Origin of the sequence: Lactobacillus crispatus (assembly GCF_018987235.1) — a bacterium.
GTDB classification, from domain to species: domain Bacteria; phylum Bacillota; class Bacilli; order Lactobacillales; family Lactobacillaceae; genus Lactobacillus; species Lactobacillus crispatus.
The window spans coordinates 1-23,299 of sequence record NZ_CP072197.1 but is presented as its reverse complement, the minus strand read 5'-3'; the positions used below and the strand labels follow the sequence as shown (position 1 = coordinate 23,299).

General features: G+C 37.6%; 21 protein-coding genes. 2 read left to right on the top strand and 19 right to left on the bottom strand.

Annotated elements, in window-relative coordinates; translation table 11 throughout:
- Positions 1-55 precede the first annotated feature (55 nt).
- The 10 genes from J6L97_RS00105 to J6L97_RS00060 all read right to left on the bottom strand — a co-directional run bounded on the left by J6L97_RS00105 (position 56) and on the right by J6L97_RS00060 (position 12,000).
- Positions 56-1,660 (bottom strand): ATP-binding cassette domain-containing protein, encoded by a 1,605-nt coding sequence (locus tag J6L97_RS00105; protein ID WP_057726901.1) that lies wholly within the window; start codon positions 1,658-1,660, stop codon positions 56-58.
- 97 nt (positions 1,661-1,757) lie between these two features.
- Positions 1,758-2,696: a DegV family protein gene (locus J6L97_RS00100; protein ID WP_057726900.1), complete on the bottom strand. Its 939-nt coding sequence runs from the start codon at positions 2,694-2,696 to the stop codon at positions 1,758-1,760.
- Between the two features lie 32 nt (positions 2,697-2,728).
- A complete protein-coding gene (locus J6L97_RS00095) occupies positions 2,729-3,907 on the bottom strand; it encodes an IS256 family transposase (protein ID WP_005728142.1) in 1,179 nt (392 codons plus the stop codon).
- Positions 3,908-4,176: 269 nt separating this feature from the next.
- Entirely contained in the window at positions 4,177-5,112 is a 936-nt protein-coding gene (locus J6L97_RS00090) for a phosphate/phosphite/phosphonate ABC transporter substrate-binding protein (protein ID WP_054832723.1), read from the bottom strand.
- Between the two features lie 167 nt (positions 5,113-5,279).
- The gene (gene dnaB, locus J6L97_RS00085; RefSeq protein ID WP_057726282.1) at positions 5,280-6,671 is read right to left on the bottom strand and encodes a replicative DNA helicase; all 1,392 of its coding nucleotides are present in this window, start codon (positions 6,669-6,671) and stop codon (positions 5,280-5,282) included.
- A gap of 19 nt (positions 6,672-6,690) precedes the next feature.
- Entirely contained in the window at positions 6,691-7,146 is a 456-nt protein-coding gene (gene rplI / locus J6L97_RS00080; RefSeq protein WP_005721048.1) for a 50S ribosomal protein L9, read from the bottom strand.
- 11 nt (positions 7,147-7,157) lie between these two features.
- Positions 7,158-9,179 (bottom strand): DHH family phosphoesterase, encoded by a 2,022-nt coding sequence (locus J6L97_RS00075; protein ID WP_005721046.1) that lies wholly within the window; start codon positions 9,177-9,179, stop codon positions 7,158-7,160.
- A gap of 210 nt (positions 9,180-9,389) precedes the next feature.
- Positions 9,390-10,508, bottom strand: coding sequence for an SLAP domain-containing protein (locus tag J6L97_RS00070; protein WP_035442899.1), 1,119 nt, complete (start codon positions 10,506-10,508; stop codon positions 9,390-9,392).
- A 137-nt stretch (positions 10,509-10,645) separates the two neighbouring features.
- Positions 10,646-11,644: a helveticin J family class III bacteriocin gene (locus J6L97_RS00065; RefSeq protein WP_023487823.1), complete on the bottom strand. Its 999-nt coding sequence runs from the start codon at positions 11,642-11,644 to the stop codon at positions 10,646-10,648.
- A 38-nt stretch (positions 11,645-11,682) separates the two neighbouring features.
- Positions 11,683-12,000 (bottom strand): hypothetical protein, encoded by a 318-nt coding sequence (locus J6L97_RS00060; RefSeq protein WP_023487822.1) that lies wholly within the window; start codon positions 11,998-12,000, stop codon positions 11,683-11,685.
- 333 nt (positions 12,001-12,333) lie between these two features.
- Here J6L97_RS00060 and J6L97_RS00055 point away from each other — a divergent pair, with 333 nt between their 5' ends.
- Positions 12,334-12,687 (top strand): helix-turn-helix domain-containing protein, encoded by a 354-nt coding sequence (locus J6L97_RS00055; protein ID WP_035442818.1) that lies wholly within the window; start codon positions 12,334-12,336, stop codon positions 12,685-12,687.
- Entirely contained in the window at positions 12,671-13,141 is a 471-nt protein-coding gene (locus tag J6L97_RS00050; protein WP_054832720.1) for a M48 family metalloprotease, read from the top strand. Before J6L97_RS00055 ends, J6L97_RS00050 begins: the two co-directional genes overlap by 17 nt.
- 114 nt (positions 13,142-13,255) lie before the next feature.
- Here the strand turns inward: J6L97_RS00050 and rpsR are convergent, their stop codons facing one another.
- From rpsR to dnaA, 9 genes are all read right to left on the bottom strand, one after another.
- Positions 13,256-13,492, bottom strand: coding sequence for a 30S ribosomal protein S18 (rpsR, locus tag J6L97_RS00045; RefSeq protein ID WP_003549366.1), 237 nt, complete (start codon positions 13,490-13,492; stop codon positions 13,256-13,258).
- Positions 13,493-13,519: 27 nt separating this feature from the next.
- Positions 13,520-14,038 carry a single-stranded DNA-binding protein gene (gene ssb / locus J6L97_RS00040; RefSeq protein ID WP_013085589.1) on the bottom strand — a complete coding sequence of 173 codons (519 nt, stop codon included), beginning with the start codon at positions 14,036-14,038 and terminating at the stop codon, positions 13,520-13,522.
- Positions 14,039-14,087: 49 nt separating this feature from the next.
- Positions 14,088-14,384: a 30S ribosomal protein S6 gene (rpsF, locus tag J6L97_RS00035; RefSeq protein ID WP_005729269.1), complete on the bottom strand. Its 297-nt coding sequence runs from the start codon at positions 14,382-14,384 to the stop codon at positions 14,088-14,090.
- A gap of 217 nt (positions 14,385-14,601) precedes the next feature.
- A complete protein-coding gene (gyrA, locus tag J6L97_RS00030; protein ID WP_013085588.1) occupies positions 14,602-17,082 on the bottom strand; it encodes a DNA gyrase subunit A in 2,481 nt (826 codons plus the stop codon).
- Between the two features lie 9 nt (positions 17,083-17,091).
- A complete protein-coding gene (gene gyrB / locus J6L97_RS00025) occupies positions 17,092-19,056 on the bottom strand; it encodes a DNA topoisomerase (ATP-hydrolyzing) subunit B (protein ID WP_057726288.1) in 1,965 nt (654 codons plus the stop codon).
- Entirely contained in the window at positions 19,057-20,184 is a 1,128-nt protein-coding gene (gene recF / locus J6L97_RS00020) for a DNA replication/repair protein RecF (RefSeq protein WP_013085587.1), read from the bottom strand.
- A gap of 8 nt (positions 20,185-20,192) precedes the next feature.
- Complete coding sequence (gene yaaA, locus J6L97_RS00015) at positions 20,193-20,414, bottom strand: S4 domain-containing protein YaaA (RefSeq protein ID WP_005721893.1); 222 nt, start codon at positions 20,412-20,414, stop codon at positions 20,193-20,195.
- Between the two features lie 216 nt (positions 20,415-20,630).
- Complete coding sequence (dnaN, locus tag J6L97_RS00010; RefSeq protein ID WP_057726290.1) at positions 20,631-21,761, bottom strand: DNA polymerase III subunit beta; 1,131 nt, start codon at positions 21,759-21,761, stop codon at positions 20,631-20,633.
- Between the two features lie 170 nt (positions 21,762-21,931).
- A complete protein-coding gene (dnaA, locus tag J6L97_RS00005) occupies positions 21,932-23,299 on the bottom strand; it encodes a chromosomal replication initiator protein DnaA (RefSeq protein ID WP_035442826.1) in 1,368 nt (455 codons plus the stop codon).

Sequence of the window (23,299 nt, the reverse complement as noted above, 5' to 3'; positions counted from 1 at the left end):
CCTTATGTGTAAAGGCTTTCATACGTATGTATTTTTTTGTTTATTTATAAAAAAATCAATACTGAGCTCCTAGATCAATAATTTGATCAAATTGATTTTTCTCTTCTGGACTAACAGCATGTTCAATTTCAATTACTGTCTGCGGAAGACTTTGAAGAAGTGCAAAAATTTGTTTATTGCTTTCTTCATCAAGTCCAGATAGTCCTTCGTCAACAAGTAAAATCGATTTTTGATTCAATAAAGCTCGTGCAATTTCCAGTTTTCGTTTTTCTCCACCCGAAAGTGATAATCCCTTCTCCCCGATCTGCATGTCTAAGCTTTTTTCATTAGCTAAATAACTTAATTTAACAGTTTTCAAAACATTTATTACTTGCTGAGTAGGAAAATCTTTTCCAAGCGTTAAATTAAAGCGCAAAGATTCAGCGAATATATAAGTATCCTGACTAACAATACCAAAATTGGTATAGAAATTAGCTTGGTTAAGACTATTATCTACCAGTATTTTGCCCTTTAGCAATGGAATTTCATTAAGCAATGTCTTGAACAGAGTGGATTTACCAATACCAGAACGACCGATGATCAATACTTTATTTCCTTTAGAAACTGTCAAATTAATATTCTTCAAAATAGCTTTATTAGAATACCCTAAATTGCAGTGATCAAAAATTATTTTCTCTTGGTTTGGTAATTTGGTGAAGTCTAAATTATTAAATTCTTGCTTTTTAGATTTTTGTAAAGCTTTATTTTTTAGCAGAGGACTAACAGAGGTCAATTGATTTGCAATATTAACAATCGAAATAATTGGACTAGTTAAACGATCTGATGCTAAAAATAGAGAAATCAAACCACCTACTAGAATTTGACCATTAATTACAAAGAATGTACCAACAGCCAAAGAAATAAGCATTGATAATGAATAAGAGACCTGGGCTAAAAAATTAGAAGTATTACGCCGAAAATTCATCAAAAAATACTTCTTTTCTTCTCCCATTAATGCTTTTTGGACAAATATTTTGAATCTATTATCACCATTTGCATGTCTGATAGTATCAAAACCATGCACAGCATCACTTGTTTTTTGATTATAGTTTTCATAACTGCTATTCCACTTTTTAGTTCCTGTCTGAACCCAATTACGAGTTAAACGTGGAATAACTGCTGGAATTAACCCACAAACTAAGAAAACCATTGCTGCAATGCCATTAATACTTAAAATATAAACTAATGAAACGATGGCTTGCTCAACGCAGTAAACAAGCATAATTGTTGAATCAATACATTGATTTTCAATTTGTTTAACATTAACATTGATAAAATTCAGGGTATTAGTGATTTTCTTTTCACTAGGGGAAGCAATAAAATTATTAAGAGCTGTAGATCTCAATAATTCATTACTTGATTTGGTAATTTTTCCCCAACAAAATTGCCATAGATAAAAGCTAACATTCAGAAAAAGCATCATCAACAGATACAGTAACAAGATTTTCGGTATCTCACTAAAATGTTTCTGAGAAAGTGTATTAGTAATTTTCCCAATAACATAAGGAGAAATGACGCCATCTAAAGAAGCAAAAGCACTAGTAATCACCATAGCTAAAAACAAGAGTTTATTTTTGGCTATTAACTTTTTAAAAAAAGAACTGATTGACACTCTGATCATCCCCATTCATCGACATATTAAATTATTAATAATAATATAGCGATGATATTAAAGAATCAATAGTATCTCTCATTTTTTTGTCATATTGGTATTATGCTTACTCTGGATCCACTACTGCTTGTGACTCAATTCCCTTGATTGGCTGACCGTTTTCATCAAAATAAGTATCCAAATCACGGCACCAGATCATCGACATTGTACCTTGACCTACATGCACCCCAACAACAGGGCCGATAATACTAGTATCAAACTTATACTTAGGGAACTTAGCTCGGTAATCATCAAGCCAGGCCTGTTTTTTCTCAGGATCAAGCGAGTCAAAAATCGTATCTTGAATCTTGTAAGACAGATTCTTAGTTAAATTATCAAAGTCGTTCTGGACATGGCGATAAGCCCGCTTATATTGCCGTTCTTTGGCAATCGCCGAGATCTTGCCTTCATTTTGCACATCCATAGATAAAATTGGCTTAATCTTAAACAGCGTCCCAACAAAACTTGCCGCATTAGACAAACGACCTGTACGCTTCAAATGGCTCAAATCGTCCACCATAAAGCGCACATCCATCGTTTTTTGCAGGTCCTTAAGATCATGCATGATCAAATCAATATCCGCTCCAGCCTCGATTAAACGGCCTGCCAACATAGCATAATCCGCCTCACCAGCACAGGTAATTTTACTATCGAATGGATGAACCTTGATTCGGTCTTCTTCTGCCGCAACACTCTGAACGGTTGAGAAATAGCTAGAAATCCCACTTGAAAGAGTAATTACAATAACATCCGTGTAGCCTGCTGCCACGTATTCATCAATCTTCTGCTTAAGATCACCGATTGAAGGCTGCGAAGTAGTTGGCAGCTCTTTTGCTGTATTTAGTTTTTGATAAAATTCTTCATAACCAATATCGACTAAGTCATGATATACTTTTTTGCCCCAAATAATTGGAATTGGCAAAACATCGATTTGATATTTTTCTTGTTGTTCTTTAGTTAAATAAGCTGAGCTATCGAAACTGTCAAATCTTTTGTGTAAATAGATCTTTCTCGTAAATTGATTTTTTAATTATTTATTTAATCAAAGTAGGATTCTAAGGTGTCCTGAACCTGACCAAAGCCTTTATGAATTCGATTGAAATAACGGTCATTGTAGCTCATTGCCTGGATGCCAATAAATGCATCAAGCGACTGTTCAGTTGGAAATTCTGCCTTAGGCTTAGCTTTACGCTTGATGACGTTGTTAAAGGATTCAATCATATTGGTTGAATAAATTGAAGCTCTGATTTGTTTGGGATAATTGTAGAAGACTAGCAGATCGGGCTCAATTTCCTTCAAACCTTTGATGACATGGCTATAAGCTTTATTCCATTTGGCATAGAATTTGTGCAAGACAGCTGCAGCTTCTTTTTTGCTTGTCTGTTGATGTATCTGCTTGAATTCGTTCATGATCTTTTCACGATCGTCGACGCGTACTTTAGCGCAGATATTGCGCATGACATGAACCAGGCAGCGTTGAAAATGAGCTTTAGGATAAGTCCTGGCCAAGGCTGTTTTCATGCCAACAACACCATCAGAAAGAAAAAGCTCAACTTGCTTCAAGCCTCTGGACTTCATGTTTTGAAGCATCTCTGTCCAAACTTCAATGTTCTCACTAGGAGCAATGCAGTAGTCAATGACTTCCTTATGTCCATTAGGTTTAATGCCAATGGCAATATATACTGCTTCACGCTCAAACGTTTCTCGGCGCAAAGGAAGGTATGTCGCATCCAAATAGACACAGAAAAACTTGTCGCTTAGCTTGCGCTTGTGATAAGCCTCAATCTTGGGGAGCATCTGCTTGGAAATATTTGATACTTGAGCTGGACTATAATGACTGCCATACATTTTCTCAATCAAGTCAGCGATTTCTCTGGTAGTTACGCCTTTGGAGTATAGCTTGATAATCGTGCTTTCCAAAACATCAGAGTGCTGCTTGTAGTCAGGCAGCGTGTGCTGATGAAACTGACCGTTGCGGTCTCGAGGCACTTGCACTTCAATTGGTCCAAACTGGGTATCAACCTTGCGGAAATAAGCACCATTTCTAGAATTGCCAGTATTCCAGCCATTTCTGGCATAGGGATCATAGCCTAGAAAGGCAGTCAACTCAGCTTCTAGCAAGTTATTAACAGCCTGTTGTAGCTCTTTGCGCAATAAATCATTTATTTTGTCTGGATTGAATAGAGCTTGAGCAAAATCTTTGGTAAAATCATTCATGAAGGAGTTCTTCTTTCTGTATGTGTTTTTTTGTTCAAACCAATCATACGAGAAAGGAACTCCTTTTTCTAATGTTTAAAGAAATAAATTTAAGGAATCATTCATCCTTACACAAACTATTTTACAGTCTCGAGCTATCAGTTAAAACCGCAATTTTCATATTTTTCTTCTTTCTTCATTTCTTTTATGTCTATTTTAACTGATACATTATATAGAAACAAAAAGAACTCACCCGTAATGATGAGCCCTTTCAATTAAATTATTCTATTTTAGTTACTGCCACCAGTAGCTTTGTTAACGATCTTTTGGTATTGACGTAAGCCATCAAAGTCGGAATCCTTAGCTTCAACGTAACCATAATGGTTATAAATGCTTTCGATAATTTGCTTACCCTTCTTAGACTTAGCAATATTCTTGAAAGCCTTAGCTAACTTAACTCTGAATTTTTTAGGCATATCTTTTCTAACTGCAATAGTATCGTTTGGAATCCACTTGGTAAAGTAGATTGGCACAACATCGGTCATTGCTTTCTTGTCATCCTTAGCGGCAATATTACGTGCATCTGAGAAGACGAATGCGGCATCAACATCCCCATTCAAAACGGATAACACTTCTTGATCGTCACCCTTAACATTAACTAATTTGCAGTCCTTGGTTACATTCAAACCCTTTTTGTAAAGTTCCGCAATTGGATAAACATAGCCCGATGAAGAACTAGGATCGCCAATCGCAATCTTTTTACCCTTTAAGTCTTTCCAAGATTTGATCTTTGAGCCCTTCTTAACCACGATCATACCACGATACTTATGCATTAAGGTATGATTCATCTTACCGGATGGTTCATCATAGCCGTAACGTTCGGCTTGCAATAAAACATCAGCAATTCCCTTTTTATGAGCTAATATGTAAGAATATGGCGGCATAAAACCAACATCCACTTTCTTAGATGACATTGCTTCAACTAAACCACTATAGTCAGTAGAAACTGTTACATGAACTGGAATGTGTAATTGCTTTTGCAATAATGTGCCTAAAGGCTTGGCCTTAGCTTCCATCTTATTTGCTTGAGTACTTGGTACAAATTCAACGTTCAATTCCTTTGGCTCACTCGATGCAGATGAACTCTTCTTACTATTTGAGCAGGCAGCTAGTGAAACGGCTGCTAAAACTGCACATGCACCAAGCAAAATCTTCTTAAATTTCATAAATTTGCTATTCCTCCATGAGTATATTCGCTATTACTCTTTTCAGTAATAGTTATAGCAAACTTATGGTATCATTTCAACACCAAATATAAACAATTTCCATTATAAATGTAAATATTATTCGTATTATATTCAAACATAGAAAAAGCACTCATCGAGTGCTTTTTCTAATTACCATTAGGATCATGCGCATAATCCAAATTTGAAAAACGGTTGAATGGCTTTGAAAACATTAGCTTAACCGTCCCCCGGCTACCGGAACGGTTCTTTTCAATGATGACTTCTACTTCACCATTATCGTCTTCTGCGCCAACTTCATCTTGACTACCGCTACTTTCACCATCATCTGGTTCATCACGATAATAATCATCCCGATATAAGAAAGAAACAATGTCGGCATCTTGTTCAATTGATCCAGATTCACGAATATCGGACAGTACAGGCCGTTTATCCTGTCTCTGCTCAACTGACCGTGATAGCTGCGAAAGGGCAATGACGGGCACGTGAAGCTCCTTAGCTAGCTTTTTTAATTGTCGTGAAATAGCTGAAACTTCTTGTTGCCGTGACTCACTACGTGGTCCTTCAATCAACTGCAAGTAGTCGATCACAATCAAGCCAAGATTACCTTTTTCCTTAGCTAAACGCCGTGATTGGGCCCGAATCTCGCTCATCTTAATCCCCGGCGTATCATCAATGAAAATCTGGGCGTTAGCTAGTGACCCCGAAGCCACTACTAATTTGCGCCATTCTTCTTCATCAAGCTGACCAGTTCTTAAGTGCTGCGAATTAATTAAGCCTTCAGAAGCCAGCATTCTTTGAACCAACTGCTCCCCACTCATTTCAAGTGAGAACATCGCAACGCTTTTATCCGTATGCAGACCCACATTTTGCGCGATATTTAAGGCAAAGGAAGTTTTACCTACACCAGGACGAGCAGCGACAATGATTAATTCATCATCGTGAAAACCGGTGGTCATCTTGTCCAATTCCGCGAAACCGGTTGGCAAACCGGTGACCATATTCCCGTCATCTGGGATATTGTTAATATCATTAATCGCCGAATTAACAATTTCCTTAATCGCTCTAAAGCCACCTGTATTATTTTCTGACGAGACATTCATGATTTCACTTTCAGCGTCGTCTAGAATGTCGGTCACGTCGTCTGAGCCGTCAATTGCATTAGAAATAATCTTCTGACTGGCAGAGATCAAACGACGAAGCAGCGCCTTCCGATGCACGATTTTGGCATAATAGGTAACATGCGCTGCTGTCGGTGTGGCCATCGCTAATTCAGAAACATAACCGATGCCACCAATATCTTCTAACTGATTTCTTTTGTTTAATTCATCCTGCAAGGTCAGCGTATCAATTGCATCCCCGCGATCAGACAAGTCCAACATCGCTTGAAAGACAATTTGATTAGCCCGCTCATAGAAATCTTCAGGCTGAACTACCGCACTAGCATCCGCAATGGCTTCAGGATCGATAAAAATCGCACCCAGAACTGCCCTTTCGGCATCGCGATCATGCGGAATTTGTTGAGAAACGATATTATCCATCAATCACAACCACTTTTTATTAGTCTTGTTCAGTAACGTGAACGCGAATAGTAGCTTCTACACCCTTAAATAATTTGGCATGAACATTAGTATAGCCCAAAGTCTTAATTGGTTCTGGCAAGTTAAGCTTGCGTTTATCAACCTTGATACCGTATTGCTTTTCAAGGCCTTCCACAATCTTCTTACTTGAGATTGAACCAAACAAACGTGAGTCAGTACCAGCCTTAGATTTGAAGTTAACAACGGTATCGTCTTTTTCAAGTTCTGCCTTGATCTTTTCTGCTTCGGCCTTTTCTGCTTCATAAGCAGCCTTTTCATTAGCTTCTACACGCTTCAAGGTATTCATGTTACCTTTAGTAGCTTCTTTAGCCAAGCCTCGCTTAATCAAGTAATTTTGTGCGTATCCATCAGGTACGTCCTTAACTTGTCCACGCTTACCTCGACCTCTAACATCTTGAGTAAAAATAACTTTCATATTTGTCCTTCCTAATCATTTTCTTTTTCATATTCATCAATTGCATCAAGCAATTTTTGTTTTGCTTCTTCAATAGTAACATCTTTAATCTGTGTTGCCGCATTAGAAAGATGTCCACCACCGCCCAATTTTTCCATAATAATTTGAACGTTGATCTTACCCATTGATCTAGCTGAAATACCAATCGTATTATCACTGCGCCGCGTAATTGCGAAACTAGCACCCACATTTTCCAAATCAAGTGCAGTATCAGCCGCCTGCGCTGTAATGATCGGATCTATAATCTTATCATCAGGTCCACATAATACGGCCATATGTGGCTTCACCATCTTCAAAGTGGCTACTAAATGCGTCCGTTCGAGGAAACTATCAATGTCCTCTTTCAAGAGCATGCTTACAACTGCTGAGTCAGCCCCGATTGAACGTAAGTAACTAGCCGCATCGAAGGTTCTAGTTCCTGTTCTCAACGAGAATTCCTTGGAGTCGACCACAATCCCGGCTAACATTGCTGTAGCTTCAATATCGGTCAAAACTCGCTTACCGTTAGCTGGCTGCTGATATTCAATCATTTCAGTGACCAATTCACAAGCCGAAGAAGCATATGGTTCAACATAGGTTAACATTGGATTTTCAGGGAATTCCTCGCCTCGTCTATGGTGATCAATAACGATGATTCGATTCTTCAAACGATCATAAAGTGACCGTGAGTAAGTAATTGAATACTTCGAATGATCAACCATTACCAACATTGACTTGTCAGTAACTTGAGCTAAAGCTACATCAGGGTTAATAAAAATATCCTTATCCTGATTTTTCTGTTGCATTAAGGTGACCAAGCGACCAACATCATAGTTTGTCTTATTAGTATCTAAAACAAAATTAGCTTTAACTCCGTGAAGACGAGCTAATTTTACTACGCCAATCCCACTACCGACTGAGTCCATGTCAGGACGCTGATGACCAACAACAAAAACTTGATCGGCATCTTTAAATAGTTCACTAATTGCTTGTGAAACCATTCTTGCTCTAACTCTAGTCCGCTTTTCCATCGGATTAGACTTACCGCCATAAAAGCGGGCGTCTTTACCGGGTTGACGTAAGACAACCTGGTCTCCACCTCGACCTAGGGCCAAATCCAAGTTAGATTGAGCCTGGTTGGCAATTTCAGACAAAGAATCACTCCCAAAAGCAATTCCCATAGATAAAGTAAGTGGCGTATTGTTTCTACTCGTTTCTTGACGCACCTTATCTAAAACAGAGAATTTGTCCTTCTCCATCTCAGCTAATTCTTGCATATGGATCAAGATCAAGAAATGGTCTTCATCAATCCGTTTTAAATATGCGTTAAACTTTTTCGCATAATCACTCAATGTATTTTGCACATATGAACTCATGCTGGTCAATTCTTGATCATGCATTGCTTCACTTAGCTCATCATAATTATCGATGAAAATTTGACCAATCGCCAATCGTTCAGCTTTATATTTATCTTCAATTTTGGCATAGCGCGTAATATCCAATAAATATATTACGCCTAAATTATTTTGGACCACCATTTCAAATCGGTGACCATCCCAATCAACCAGATGATTTTCTGCTGTTTTTGCCTCAATTGCTTCATTAAGTAGCTTATTCAGATCAGGGTCAACTGATTCAATTGTGTGTCCCACCAAATCTGTACTCTTTAAATATAATTGTAGATATGGGTTAACCCACTGAATCTGGTGATCCGAATCATAAAGCAAAATTCCCAACGGCATCTTAATCATTGCTTCTTGTTCACTACGCTTTATCCGGTAAGACAAATTAACTGCAAAGCTATTTGCATTACCCGCTAAAATATAGGTCCCATAGATGGCAAAGGCAACGGTCAAGATAAAGACTAAAAGCATTGCCAATCCAAACAATGGATTCATAATCATCGCAATAATGCTTCCCAATAACGAAAGAGAAAGTGCAATGATTATAGAAGCTGTCAGCCGTGAATCCTTAATAAATTCAGGCAACTCTAGCTTACGTAAAAAATCCTTCATGAAGATCCTTTCTAATAGATTTCATAATATTTCAGTGTCAATTATACCTTATTCCAAGCAAGGATTGAAAACAGTAGATGCAAAAAGAGAATCTCTAGTCATTGGAGATTCTCCACATTAAAAAGGCTGTTAATATGGTGATTTATTCCATATTAGCAACCTTTTTAATTACCATCTTACATCAAAAATCTGATTTCCAACTATTTTTGCTTAATTCAACTTATTTTTCTGTGCAGCTGCTTGTGCTTCTGCAGCAGTGTTTGATGGGGTTAATTTTACTCCATAAACAAATTTTACATCACTTGCTTTAACATATGCATCATGCCCTACGTTAATTGTGCTCCAATGAGCTGTTGGAGTAGTACTTGCATAAAAACTAGTGCCAACTAAATGATAGAAAAGCTCTGCTTTATTTTCACTTGGAACCCAAATGTAAACAAGTTTATCAACTTTTAACTGACCTTTTTGTTTACTTATCTTTTGTCCATTATGATCTTGGATTGTTCCATCTGCATTGTAGACGTCGGTGTCTTTAGGGAATGTGATGTAAGTATAATGCTCCTTATTATAGTTATGAAACGGTACTTTTTTGTTTACCTTAACATCTTCTTCTGATATCCAGTTTTTAGTACCTTTAATATGGTAATATCTAAAATTCATTCCAGTATCTTCATCTTGTGGTGAATTTTCTGATAATCTATTGTATTCTAGTCGATCAACTAATACTTTAGTCCCTACTTTTAAATCACTAAGTTTATTTTCAAATTTATTAGGACCTATTTCTGTCCAAACATGCGCCCTTCTAACAACCGTTGCTACAGCAGACGTAGATTCAACATCTGAATTAACAACTGGACCCAAATTATAGGATTTAATATATTGCTTACGTGGTCCACCTACTCTGAAATAGCTCTTGCCATTCTTAAACTTATAGGAGCTACCATAAGTAGTAATTGTTTCGCCTCTATACAATTTCCAGCGCCCCCTGTAAGAAGTTCTGGCCGATGAAGATTTATAAATATAAGTATTGTGTGTTATCTTGCGAGTTACGCCGTCAATGTTAGTAGTTTTTAGATATTGATCTTTGCCTAAAATTTTGTAATATTGATCATCATTGATAGCTATTGGTTTAGAATCAACAGTAACTGTACTATAAGCATTATATTTTTGACTTGTTCTATTACCGTCTTTGTCATAGGCAATTGCAGTATGCATTACTGTTTTTTTGACTGAATTATCTGCAGCTTGAGCAGTATTATTTAAAGCAAATAAGGGTACAATAGACATTAATGTAGCTGCAGATATTAACGTAATCTTAGTCTTCATTATAAGAACACCCATCCTTATCAAATTATTACACCACAATTATCTTCTTTTTATTTATTTAAGGCAAATAAAAGGGTGAGTATCTTGTTAAATACTCACCCTTCAATTTTTTAGATTTAAATGGTTTTAATGTTTTTCTGTTAGCTCCAAGATAATTCATAAATTCTATTTAAGGTAGTTTTATTTTTACCGTCTAATTTAGAATGGTATGCAACCGTTAAATAGCAATGATTTTCACTAAGAATTTGAATACTTTCAACTTCACTATGCTTCTTTGATATATCCAATCCACCAAATGCACTTAGATTTACACTTTCCCATTGATCTTCTTTCGTTTCAGAGCGACCATTCCATGGAATCTTAACAATTTGCTTATGATATGCATGATATGAGCCATCGAAATCGGGTGCTTTTTGACTAGAAATATAAATATTTCCATCATTATCCAAATCATATCCTTGAATTGAATTTACAACAGCGTCTTCTGCATTGCCATACAAGTTATTAATAGTAAAGCTATCTTCATACTCAAAGCCATCCAAACTGACATCCTTATACTTTCCACTTTTATCAAGTGCTTGATTGATTTTATCTAAATCATAAATGGTAAAATGACCAATACGATTATTTTCGATGGTTGCAATTAAGAACTTTTTATAATTTGGTGATACCGCAGCTTCTGCATGAGTCATTACCTTTCCAGCATATGGATTGGCACCGGCTCGGTTCAAATAAGACAACCGTGGAAAATCAGTATTATCTGCATGAGGTCCAGCCTGAGTATTAATATCTACTCTAGCCATTTGTCTTGCCCAAATAATATCACTCCCCTGAATTTTAGTAGGCTTAACTCCTACAAACCATTGACCTGCTCTATCATTACCATTAATATCCTTATGATTACCAGCAAATTCCCAAGTTTGAGTATGACCTCCAGCTTGATCGGATAACTTAAGAATAGGACTATTAATCTTATTACCACGATAACCACGCAAGATAGTAGTTACACCTTTACGCAATTGTAAGGCATAGACATACTTCTTTCCTACATTACCCTTTTGGACTACTGCTTGATATCCAGTACCTAAATCAAATTGACTTAAAATATTAACATTTGTCGTTTCATTTAAATGTTTCATAATAAAACCTCCGAAAAAAATTTAAAATTAAGAAATTACTACTTATCTTGAGTCTGTTCATTCATTTGCTTAGCTACTGCCGCAAAGATGTCCTGCACTTCTTGCCTATTCAGCTTAAAGCCTTTGGCTTCAAGACTATTTACTACGGCGTTGCCGACACGGTTAATCTTTTGTTCGTTAGAAAGATTCTCTTTGTCGTATAAGCGTACATAGCTTTTCATCAAGCTATCTACAGTATCGCGGAATCGCTCTAAGCGTTTATTCTTGAAATGAACTCTGCTCAAAATACCAATACCAACTACGCTAATTACCCAGAAAGCTAGGGCAATCAGCTCAACGTAATCATGAATATCCATGATTGAATAATTTCACCTCTCTTTTGATCAAACGATCCGAGGGGGCTAACGAATGTCCATTGGATTTCACCTCTGTTTGATAATGTTCAACAAGCAGCTCTTAATTAAGTATTGACATATTTATCATTGACCGTAATACGTCAATATACTACAATTAGAGTATAAAAAACAGACTAATGCCGTCGATTCCACTACCACACAGAATTTTACTGGTCATTAGATTGTTTCTAACTTGTTGACAGTTCATATAATATGCTTATACGAATACTATGTCAAGTAAAAATATGCTTTTTAGCATACTTTTTTTATTTAGAAAGTGAAGAAACCCACGCTATGATTGAGTTTGAGCGCACAAAAGAATTAGCAAAAAAAAGAAAAATGTCTTTACTAGAAGTAAATGACAAGGCAGGTTTAGGCAAAAGAAGCATCTATAATTGGAAAAGCAGAAAACCGGGTATTATGGCCTTAGGTGCTGTAGCCAAGGTCCTGCATACTTCAGTTGACTATTTAAGCGGCATCACCGATGATCCAGCTCCAAGTGTGCAAGACACCGTAAACTTGGAAGATGAAGTGCCATATTCATACTATGGTCATCCTGTTCCTAAGGAGTACCTCGATATGGTTCGCGAGCTCATGAAGAGAGACATCAAACAGAGAGAAGCTAGAAAAAATGGCAGAGGACAATAATCATCGAAAAAAGCAATTAATCACGTATTTATTTAATTATGCCTATGATCATGATATTGGTTATATCTTTTTCGAATCAGATCCCAACAATCCATCGCTTTCATTTAAAAATGAGCGAGAAATTTGCATCAACATGAATTGGCACCACCATTCACCAGAAGTACCATTTACAATTGCTCATGAAATTGGGCATATCATGGATGGCAAGCTCAACTTAAAACAATATAATTGTTGTCTTGACTACGGCGGCTTTGATGACGAAGAAAGAGATGCCGATATTTATGGATTGCATCTGATCTATCAATACTCTTGTGCTCAGGAAGATAATTTTTACGATCCAGCCGCTTTTATCCAATCTTACGCAATTCCCGAAAGAATGATCAAAGAAGCCTACAAAATGTTTGAAGACGAAGGTGAATTTTTCTACATAGGCAGATCAAAAATCCATAACTAAACACAAAAAGAACTCACTACAATGCAGCGCACGTAGTGAGTTCTTTTTAATTATTTATATATCAAAAAAGGACAGAACCTTGTGTCCTGTCCTTTTGGTTTATTTCGATCTAAATTAGTCTTCAGCAACGAATGGTAACAAGCCCATGATACGAGCTCTCTTAATTGCATTAGCTACTTTACGTTGGTTCTTAGCACTAGTGCCAGTAACACGACGTGGTAAAATCTTACCTCTTTCTGAGATAAAACGTTTCAACAGATCGACATCTTTGTAGTCAACGTAGTCGATGTGGTTAGCTGCGATGTAGTCAACCTTACGACGACGACGGCCACCTCTTCTTTGTTGAGCCATGTTCTAGAATCCTTTCTTTAATTTAGTTTAAAATGGTAGATCGTCATCAGAAATATCAATCGTATCACCTGAGCCACTAAATGGATCTTGTGAATTATTTTGATTATTATTAGTCTGTGAATTACCTTGTGATCCGCCATTATTTGGGAAATTGTTAGCAGGTTGACTGCCAGCATTTCCACTATTTGGTGTATAACCACCATTTTGACCGCGGGCTTCACGATCCTTGCGTGATTCGAGCAATGCGAAGTTATCAACAACAACTTCGGTTACATATACCCTTTGCCCATCTTTATTATCATAACTTCTGGTTTGAATTCGGCCATCAATTCCAACTAATGAACCCTTTGAAGTAAAGTTGCAGAAGTTTTCTGCTGACTTTCTCCAAATTACACAGCTGACGAAATCTGCGCCTCTCTCACCTTGGCTATTTGTAAATTGACGGTCAACAGCAAGAGTAAACGTAGCAACCGAGATTCCACTCCCAGTAGTACGTAATTCAGGATCACGTGTTAAACGGCCAACAAGTACAACTCTATTAATCATACTCATGTACCTTCCTTTCCTAAATCACATAACGGATAATAAATTAAAATTACTTATCTAACTTAACGGTCATTGAACGTAAGATAGCGTTGTCAATCTTTGACAAACGGCTAAATTCGTTAACTGCGTCAGCGTTGTCAGCAGTGAAAGTCATAATGTGGTAAGTACCTTCACGATACTTATCAATTTCATATGCGAAACGACGCTTGCCCCAGTCTTTGGATTCTACCATAGTACCACCGTTATCAGCGATAACCTTGTCGTAGTTTTCTACAACTGCCTTCTTGTTGTCTTCGTCAACATCTGGCTTGATGATGTAAGTTACTTCGTACTTTGTAGTTGCCATGACTATTGCACCTCCTTTTGGACTATATGGTTCTTGCTAAAATCAAGAACAAGGAGTAATGGAATATTACTCGCAATTTCTAATTTTAGCATATAAACAAAAAATTACCAAACAGTTTTCACGTGATCCTAACAGTTTTTTTACTGCTCATTATTTATTACGCAAAAAAGTTTGATAATTTTTTTAAAAGTTCAAAATTTTTGTTTTTCTTAATTAATTATTCATTTTTGGGCTCGTCATCGTCACCAGTTTGATCTTGTTCTTCTTCAGTCGGAACAATAGTTAAGCTTGCAACCTGACTGCCGTCATTGACTTTAATTAAGCGAACGCCCATTGTACTACGACCAGTTTGAGAAACATCCTCAATCTTGAAGCGAATCATAATCCCATCAGTAGTAATTACCATAACATCATTATTTGAGTTGATGATTGTTACGCCGGCCAAAGGACCATTCTTTTCAGTAATATTGGCAGTCTTAATGCCTTTACCGCCACGGCCTTTAACTGGATATTCTGCGGCTGGCGTCCGTTTGCCATAGCCCTTTTCAGAGATTACCAAGACTTGATCATCAGCACCTAAAACGCCAGATCCAACTACATAGTCATTCTCTCTTAAATTGATTCCGCGAACACCCGCAGCAGTTCTACCCATTGCCCGGACATCGTTTTCACTAAAGGTTACCGCATAACCTAAATGCGTTCCGATCAAGATATTTTGCTTACCATCAGTAGTCAAAACATTACTCAATTCGTCGCCATCCTTCAAGGTTAAGGCAATTAGACCACTATTTCTAATATTAGAAAATTCGCTAACGTGTGTCCGTTTAACGGTACCCATCTTGGTAATAAAGAACAAGTAATTGTCATCCGCATTTTCTGGAATGTTAATGACTGTTTGAACCTTTTCTCCCTTTTCCAATTGCAAAAGATTTACTACTGGTAAGCCTTTAGCCATACGGCCATATTCAGGAATTTCATAGGCCTTCTTAGAGTAAACCTTGCCGGCATTGGTGAAGAAGAGTAATAGATCGTGCGTACTTGAGTAAATCAAATGCTCAATAAAGTCGCCATCTTGTACACCCATTCCCTTGATACCTTTACCACCACGGTTTTGAGTCTTAAATTCCTGAATTGGCATTCTCTTAATATAGCCGTTATGGGTAACCGTCAACAGAATATTTTGCTTTTCAATCAAATCTTCATCTTCAATTGAAACGACTTCGCTAGCACCAATTTCGGTTCTTCGCTTATCACCGAATCGTTTTTGAATATCAAGCAATTCGTCATAGATAATTTGGTCAATTCTCTCAGGCTTAGCCAAAATATCTTTGTAGTCAGCAATTTTAGCTTGTAATTCCTTGTATTCAGCTTCTACCTTATCGCGCTCCAAGCCAGTCAAGCGAACCAAACGCATGTCTAAGATAGCCTGAGATTGCTTATCATCAAGGCCAAAGCGGCTAATCAAAGTTGCTTTAGCAATGTCACTTGATTGACTATTGCGGATAATGTGGACAATTTCATCAATATTGTCCAGAGCGATTCTTAACCCTTCAAGGATGTGGGCTCTTGCCTCTGCCTTAGCTAACTCGAATCTTGTTCTGCGAGTTACAACATCTTCTTGGTGATCCAAGTAATATTGCAGCATTTGCTTCAGGGTTAAAAAGTGTGGCGCACCATCAACAATAGCCACCATATTCATACCAAAGTTAGCCTGCATTTGAGTTTGCTTGAATAAATTATTCAAAACAACGCTAGCACTAGCATCACGGCGAATATCAATGGTAATCCGCATCCCTGTCTGGTCTGATTCATCACGCACACCAGTAATTCCATCGATAGTCTTTTCTCGAGCCAAATCAGCAATTTTCTTCACCAATTCAGCCTTGTTTACCATAAATGGAATTTCGCTCACAATTATGCGCTCGCGGCCGCTCTTTTCAGTCTCAATATTGGTTTTGGCGCGAACAACAATGTTACCCTTACCACTCTCATAAGCACGGTAGATACCACCACGTCCCATAATAATTCCGCCAGTTGGAAAATCGGGACCTGGGATAACTTTCATCAAGTCCTTGGTTGTAGCATCAGGATTTTTCATTAACATGTGCAAACCACTAATAACTTCAGTCAAGTTATGTGGCGGGATATTTGTTGTCATCCCAACGGCAATCCCGTTAGCACCGTTAACAAGCAAGTTAGGAATTCTAGCAGGTAAGACAACCGGTTCATTTTCGGTATCATCATAGTTTCTTTGCCAATCAATGGTGTTTTTGTTGATATCGCGCAACATTTCCACAGCAATTTTACTCATTCTTGCTTCGGTATAACGCATTGCGGCTGGCTCATCACCATCGACAGAACCGAAGTTACCGTGACCATCGACTAACATGTAACGGTATGAGAAATCTTGTGCCATGTGTGCCATAGCAAGATAGATTGAGGAATCACCATGGGGGTGAAACTTACCCATAACTTCCCCAACAATTCTGGCACTCTTCTTGTATGGTTTATCAGGCGTTACACCCAACTCGCTCATACCGTAAAGAATACGACGTTGTACGGGCTTTAAGCCATCACGAACATCAGGTAAAGCACGTGCAACAATAACTGACATTGCGTAATCCAAAAATGAACTACGCATCATGCTAGTTAGATCGACGTTTTTAATTCTATGATCTTGAGTTTGATTCTCGTCCATCTAATCCTCCTATGCATCCAAGTTTTCAACATATTTAGCATTCTTTTGAATAAAGTCACGTCTTGGTGAAACTTCATTTCCCATTAAGAGCTCAAAGACTGCGTCAGCATCTTTAGCATACTCAGGACTTACCCGATCCAGTCTTCTATTTTCTGGATTCATAGTAGTTTCCCACAACTGCTCTGGGTCCATTTCACCTAACCCCTTGTAACGTTGCACAGTAGGCTTGGGACTTGGTTGCAAGCTACCTAAGTAATCATGCAATTCTTCGTCAGTATCAAGATATCTGACCACTTTCCCCTGACGAACTTGGTATAGAGGTGGCTTGGCGATATAAACATAGCCCTTGTCGATCATTGGGCGCATATAGTTATAGAACAAGGTCAACAGCAGGGTTCTAATGTGGGCACCATCGACATCGGCATCAGTCATGATAATCAATTTGTGATAACGTGCTTTTGAAACGTCAAAGTCAGCACCAAAGCCTGTTCCTAAAGCTGTGAATAAAGATCTAATTTCTTGGTTAGCCATGATTCGATCCATCGAAGCTTTTTCAACATTTAAAATCTTACCTCTGATTGGCAAAATAGCCTGTGTTAAACGTGATCTACCTTGCTTAGCAGAACCGCCGGCTGAGTTACCCTCGACGATAAACAGTTCTGAAATACTTGGATCGTTACTTGTATTGTCGGCTAACTTACCTGGTAAATTAGCAATTTCCAGACCAGATTTCTTTCTTGTTACTTCACGTGCACGCTTGGCAGCAGTTCTAGCTCGTTCGGCTAATTGACCCTTTTCTACAATCTTGCGCCCAACTGAAGGATTTTCCATCAAGAAACGACTAAAGGTTTCTGAAAAAGCCTTATCTACAGCAGTTCTAGCATCCGAATTACCTAACTTGGTCTTAGTCTGACCTTCAAATTGCGGACTAGGGTGCTTAACTGAGACAATAGCTGTCATTCCTTCACGAATGTCTTCACCGGAAAGATTATCGTCCTTATCTTTCAAGATCTTAGACTTATGTGCATAGTCATTAACCACGCGTGTTAACGCAGTCTTAAAACCGGCCTCGTGCATCCCGCCTTCATAGGTGTGAATATTATTGGCAAAAGTCATCAAAGTAGTCTTATAGCCATTTGTATATTGCAAAGCCACTTCAACATCAATGCCATTATAGGTGCTTTCAACATAAATTGGATCATCAAATAATACTTCTTGTCTCTTGTTCAAAAAGGCAACGTATTCCTTAATCCCACCTTCAAACTTATACACATCTGTTTCGGCAGTGTCTTTACGCTTGTCAGTAAAGGTTAAAGTTAATCCCTTGTTCAAAAAGGCCAATTCACGGATTCTGTTCTTCAAGATCTTGTCATCAAAAACAATAGTTTCTGTGAAAATATCTGGATCTGGATAGAAGTGAACAATCGTCCCATGTTCATCAAGTGGAACCGTGCCAATTTGTTTCATCTCATCCTTAACACGGCCATGATCGAAATCGATAAAGTACTTTTTGCCATCACGCATTACGGTAACATCAAGTTTAGTGGACAGAGCGTTAACTACTGAAGCCCCAACTCCGTGCAAACCACCAGAAACCTTATATCCACCACCGCCGAATTTACCACCGGCGTGAAGTACAGTAAATACAGTCTCTAATGCAGGACGACCTGTTTTTTCTTGAATATCTACAGGAATCCCACGTCCATCATCTTGAACGGTGACACTACCATCTTCGTTAATCGTAACTTCAATCTTGGTCGCAAAACCAGCAAGTCGTTCATCAATACTGTTATCAATAATTTCCCACACTAAGTGGTGCAATCCCTGAGAACTAGTCGAACCGATATACATACCTGGCCGCTTACGTACAGCTTCTAGACCGCCAAGAACCTGAATTTGACTGGCATTATACTTGTCAGCCTCTTTTTCATATTTTTTGACCTTTTCAAGATTTTCTTTTGAATTATCAGCCATTTAATTCTCCTTCTCCAAACTAATTTTGCCTGATTGAATGTGATACACACGCGGCTTTTTAATTATTTCCCAGGAAATCCCCTCTAAATCAGTCGTAGTAATAAAGGTTTGCGTTTTCCCATGAATATAATTAAGTAGCGCACTTTGTCGACCATGATCTAACTCGCTCATTACATCATCCAGCAAGAGTAAAGGATACTCATCTGTTAGTTGATGCACCAATTGAATTTCCGCCAGCTTGACGCTAAGTGCAATTGAACGCTGCTGCCCTTGCGAAGCATAAAGATGTGCATTTTGACCATCAAGTTTAAATTCAATATCATCACGGTGCGGCCCAGAAGTAGTTGTCCCCTTGCGAATTTCACTTGCCTTATTTCGTGCATAACTTGCTAAAATCTTTTGATAAATTTCTTCTGTACTGTCATCAGCTTGGATGTCAGCCACTGATGGATGATAAGCAATTGAAAGCTGCTCACTGCCTAAACTAATATGTGCATAAGCATCGCTAGCATAGTGACTAAGATACTTAAGAAATTTAAATCGTCGAAAGACAACTTCAGCGGCGATACCAGCTAGTTGATCTGAAAGTACATCTAAAAAGACCTGATCCTTTGCCTTACCTTTAGCTAGCTGCTTCAGATAATTATTCTTTTGAATTAAAACTTGCCGATACTTACTTGCGAAGTATAAATACTCTGCATTTATTTGACCAAATTCTTGATCCATAAATCTCCGCCGCAGTGCTGGTGCACCCTTGATCAACTCGAGGTCTTCCGGTGAAAATAAAATCGCATTCAGCTGACCTACGTATTTAGACAACTTCGCCTGCTCAACTCGATTAATCCATACTTTTTTACCTTTTTGGGTGATCAAAACACGTAAATCAAGCTCCACCTGGCTTTTATGTACATGCCCAAGTAAATTGGTAAACTCACCGCCGAAACCAATTAAATCTTTATCATTATTGGTCCTATGTGAACGTGTTAATGCTAAAAAATAGATTGCCTCTAGCAAATTGGTCTTGCCCTGAGCATTTTTACCAATAAAAATATTGACGTTTGAATCAAAATTTACGTCAAGCTTTTTTAAATTACGAAAATTCTGTACAGTAAAATGATCAAGATACATTGACTTCCCTACCGAAACTCATATTCTTGGCCATTAACCACTACATGATCACCAACATGCATCTTTTTGCCTCTTCGATCTTCAAGTTCACCATTTAAAGTTACTGGATTATCTTTTAAGTACCATTTAGCTTGTCCACCTGATGAAATAATGCTCTCTTCCTTCAGGAATTGCCCCAAAGTAATATGATCGCCGTCAACTTTAAAATACTTAATAATGCTCACCTTCAATACGCTTTATACCTATATAATTATATTAGTTTTCAACCCAAATAACAAACTAAATCGCTCTTATAAGCCTTTTCAGAGCTTTTTTTCAAAATAACCTAATCACACTAGCACGGTAAAAAAATAAATATACGCCAATATTTTGCGTTTTCGTTTAAAAGCAAAATAAAAAGTCGCCTTATTTGACGACTTTTTATGACCTAAATATTGTGTACTTGATTAATATGTTCTAACTGGCGTAATTAATTGCACAAATTCAATGTCTTCTTTATCTGGATTAATGATAAATGGACGAAGTGACTTAGTAAAACTCATAATTACAGAATCTGTTACTGAAGCTCTTAACGCATCACGCATATAGTCAGGGTTGAAGGAAATCTCTAAATTGTTTCCTTCAAGATTTCTGAAGCTAACATCTTCTTCAACATTACCAATTTCCGCAGATTTACCTGATAACTTAGCTGATTGATTTTCTATATCTAAAGTCAAAGTAACCACGTTGTTACGGCCAGCATGAGTTAACAAACTGGCACGTTCAAGGGCACTAGATAATTCGGAAATGTCAAATTCAACACTAGTGGTCTTTTCAGTCGGAATCAAGCGATCAGTGTCTGGATAATTTCCGTCCAAAAGACGTGAATAGAAGGACAAGTTGCCAATTACAAATAAAGCTTGGTTATCACCTGGGCAAACTTTAACTTCTGGATCAGCTTCACCAATGATTCTAGCTAATTCCTGCAAACTTTTACCAGGAATAATCAAATCAGTTTCAGCTTGAGGTCCGTTTTCTAAAGCAATTGTTCTTTGAGATAAACGGTGGGAATCAGTTGCGACAGCTTTAATTTTATCTGGACTAAAGAAGAAACGTACCCCAGTTAAAATTGCTCGTGTTTGATCATTGGAAGTAGCAAATTGCGTTTCATTAATGATTTCACGGAAAGTTTTACCAGAAATAGTGAATGAAGCAGCATCTGGAATTTCTGGTAAACGTGGATAGTTATTAGCATCTAAACCATTAATTGTAAATTCACTATTTTCAGATATGATCTGAGTTTGAAAACTTTCTTTTACTTCAAATGAGAAGTCTTTACCTGGCAATTTTTTTACGATTTCACTAAAGAATCTAGCTGGTAAAACAATAGAACCTGTAGATTCCACATTTAAATCATCATTGACTGGAATTTGAATTTCAATTGAAATATCTGTATCACTACCGGTTAGCGTAAGTTCATCTTCTGTTAAGTCTAACTTAATTCCACTAAGAATTGGAATAGTAGCTCTTGATGAGATGGCCCGCATTACATTATTGAGGTTTTCGATAAACAGATTGCGATTAATTGTAAACTTCATGTTTTTCCTCCCAAGAATAGCTGTGTGATTTCTCTTTATTAGTAATTATATAATTAGTAGTAGTAGGACCTGTGAGTTCTGTTGAAAACTCATAAGAAGCCTAAAATAACGGACTTGTTACGGTTAAAAACTTGTGTAAAACTTGTTTATTTTTCCACAGTGGATAACTTTTAGTGCTCCAAAATTTGCTTTAGGTCAAAGACAGCAGTTTTGATATCAGAATCAAGTTTCATCTGCTTGTCGATTTTATCATAAGCATGCATGACAGTGGTATGATCTTTTCCCCCAAATTCTTGACCAATTTTTGGCAAACTGGCATCTGTTAATTCACGAGAAAGATACATTGCTATTTGCCGAGGAACTACAATCTGCCGTACACGCTTTTTACCCTTTAATTCAGCAGTTGAAGTTTGGAAATAGTTTGCGACAACCTCCTGTATTTTAGAGATTTGTAATCCACGATTTTTTTGAACTAATTTGAGGTCAACTAATGCTTCACGCGCAAGGTTAACGTCAATATCTGCTTTTTCAATTGTGGCATAAGCTTGAACTTTAACTAAAGCCCCTTCAAGTTCTCTAATGTTAGTATCAACTTGAGATGCAATATAGTTAAGCGTACCATCATCGATAGTCAAACCTTCTGTTTCAGCTTTGCGTCGCAAAATAGCGATTCTGGTTTCCAAATCGGGAGGCGTAATTTCGACTTGCAAGCCCCATGTAAATCGAGAAACTAAACGCTCTGATAGATCTGGGATTTCTGTAGGCAACCGATCGCTAGTCATTACGATCTGTTTTTGATCGTTATAAAGTGTCTCAAAAGTATGGAAGAATTCCTCTTGAATCCCCTCTTTTTTGGCAAAAAATTGAATATCATCAACTAAAAGCAGGTCACAAGTTCTGTATTTTTCGCGGAATTTGTCCTGCGTTTTATTTTTGATGGAATTAATGAAGTCATTAACAAAAGTTTCACTCTGTATATAGACAACTTTTGCGTTAGGTCGCTCTGCTAGCATTTGATGCCCAACAGCTTGCATCAGGTGTGTTTTACCTAAACCAACGCCACCAAAAATAAATAAAGGATTGTAAAAACTACCAGGACTGTCGGCTACAGCAAGTGCAGCACCGGCGGCCAACTTGTTTCCCTCACCTTGAACGAAGTTATCAAAAGTGTATTTTTCGTTTAACTTCAAGTCTTTAGTGAATTCTTTTTCTGGCAAATTAGGCTGTTGAACTTGCGCTTCACGCTTTGGCGCAGGTGTTACGATCCTTTCTGTAATATCCGCATCTTCAGATATTTTAAATACAGGTAAGATCTCGATGTCGGCATAACCGTAGGCAGATTGAATCAATTGAGAAGATAGATTCTTTTCCCAGTAACCTTTAGAAACAGGATTTTGAACTAAAATTTTTAATTCATGTGTTTTTCCATTATATGAAATAGGTTTAGTATTTTTGAACCATGCATTGTAGGCAACTTCGTTGAAACGAGCACGCATCTCGTCATTAAAGTGTTCCCAAAATTTATTAATGTCGAACAA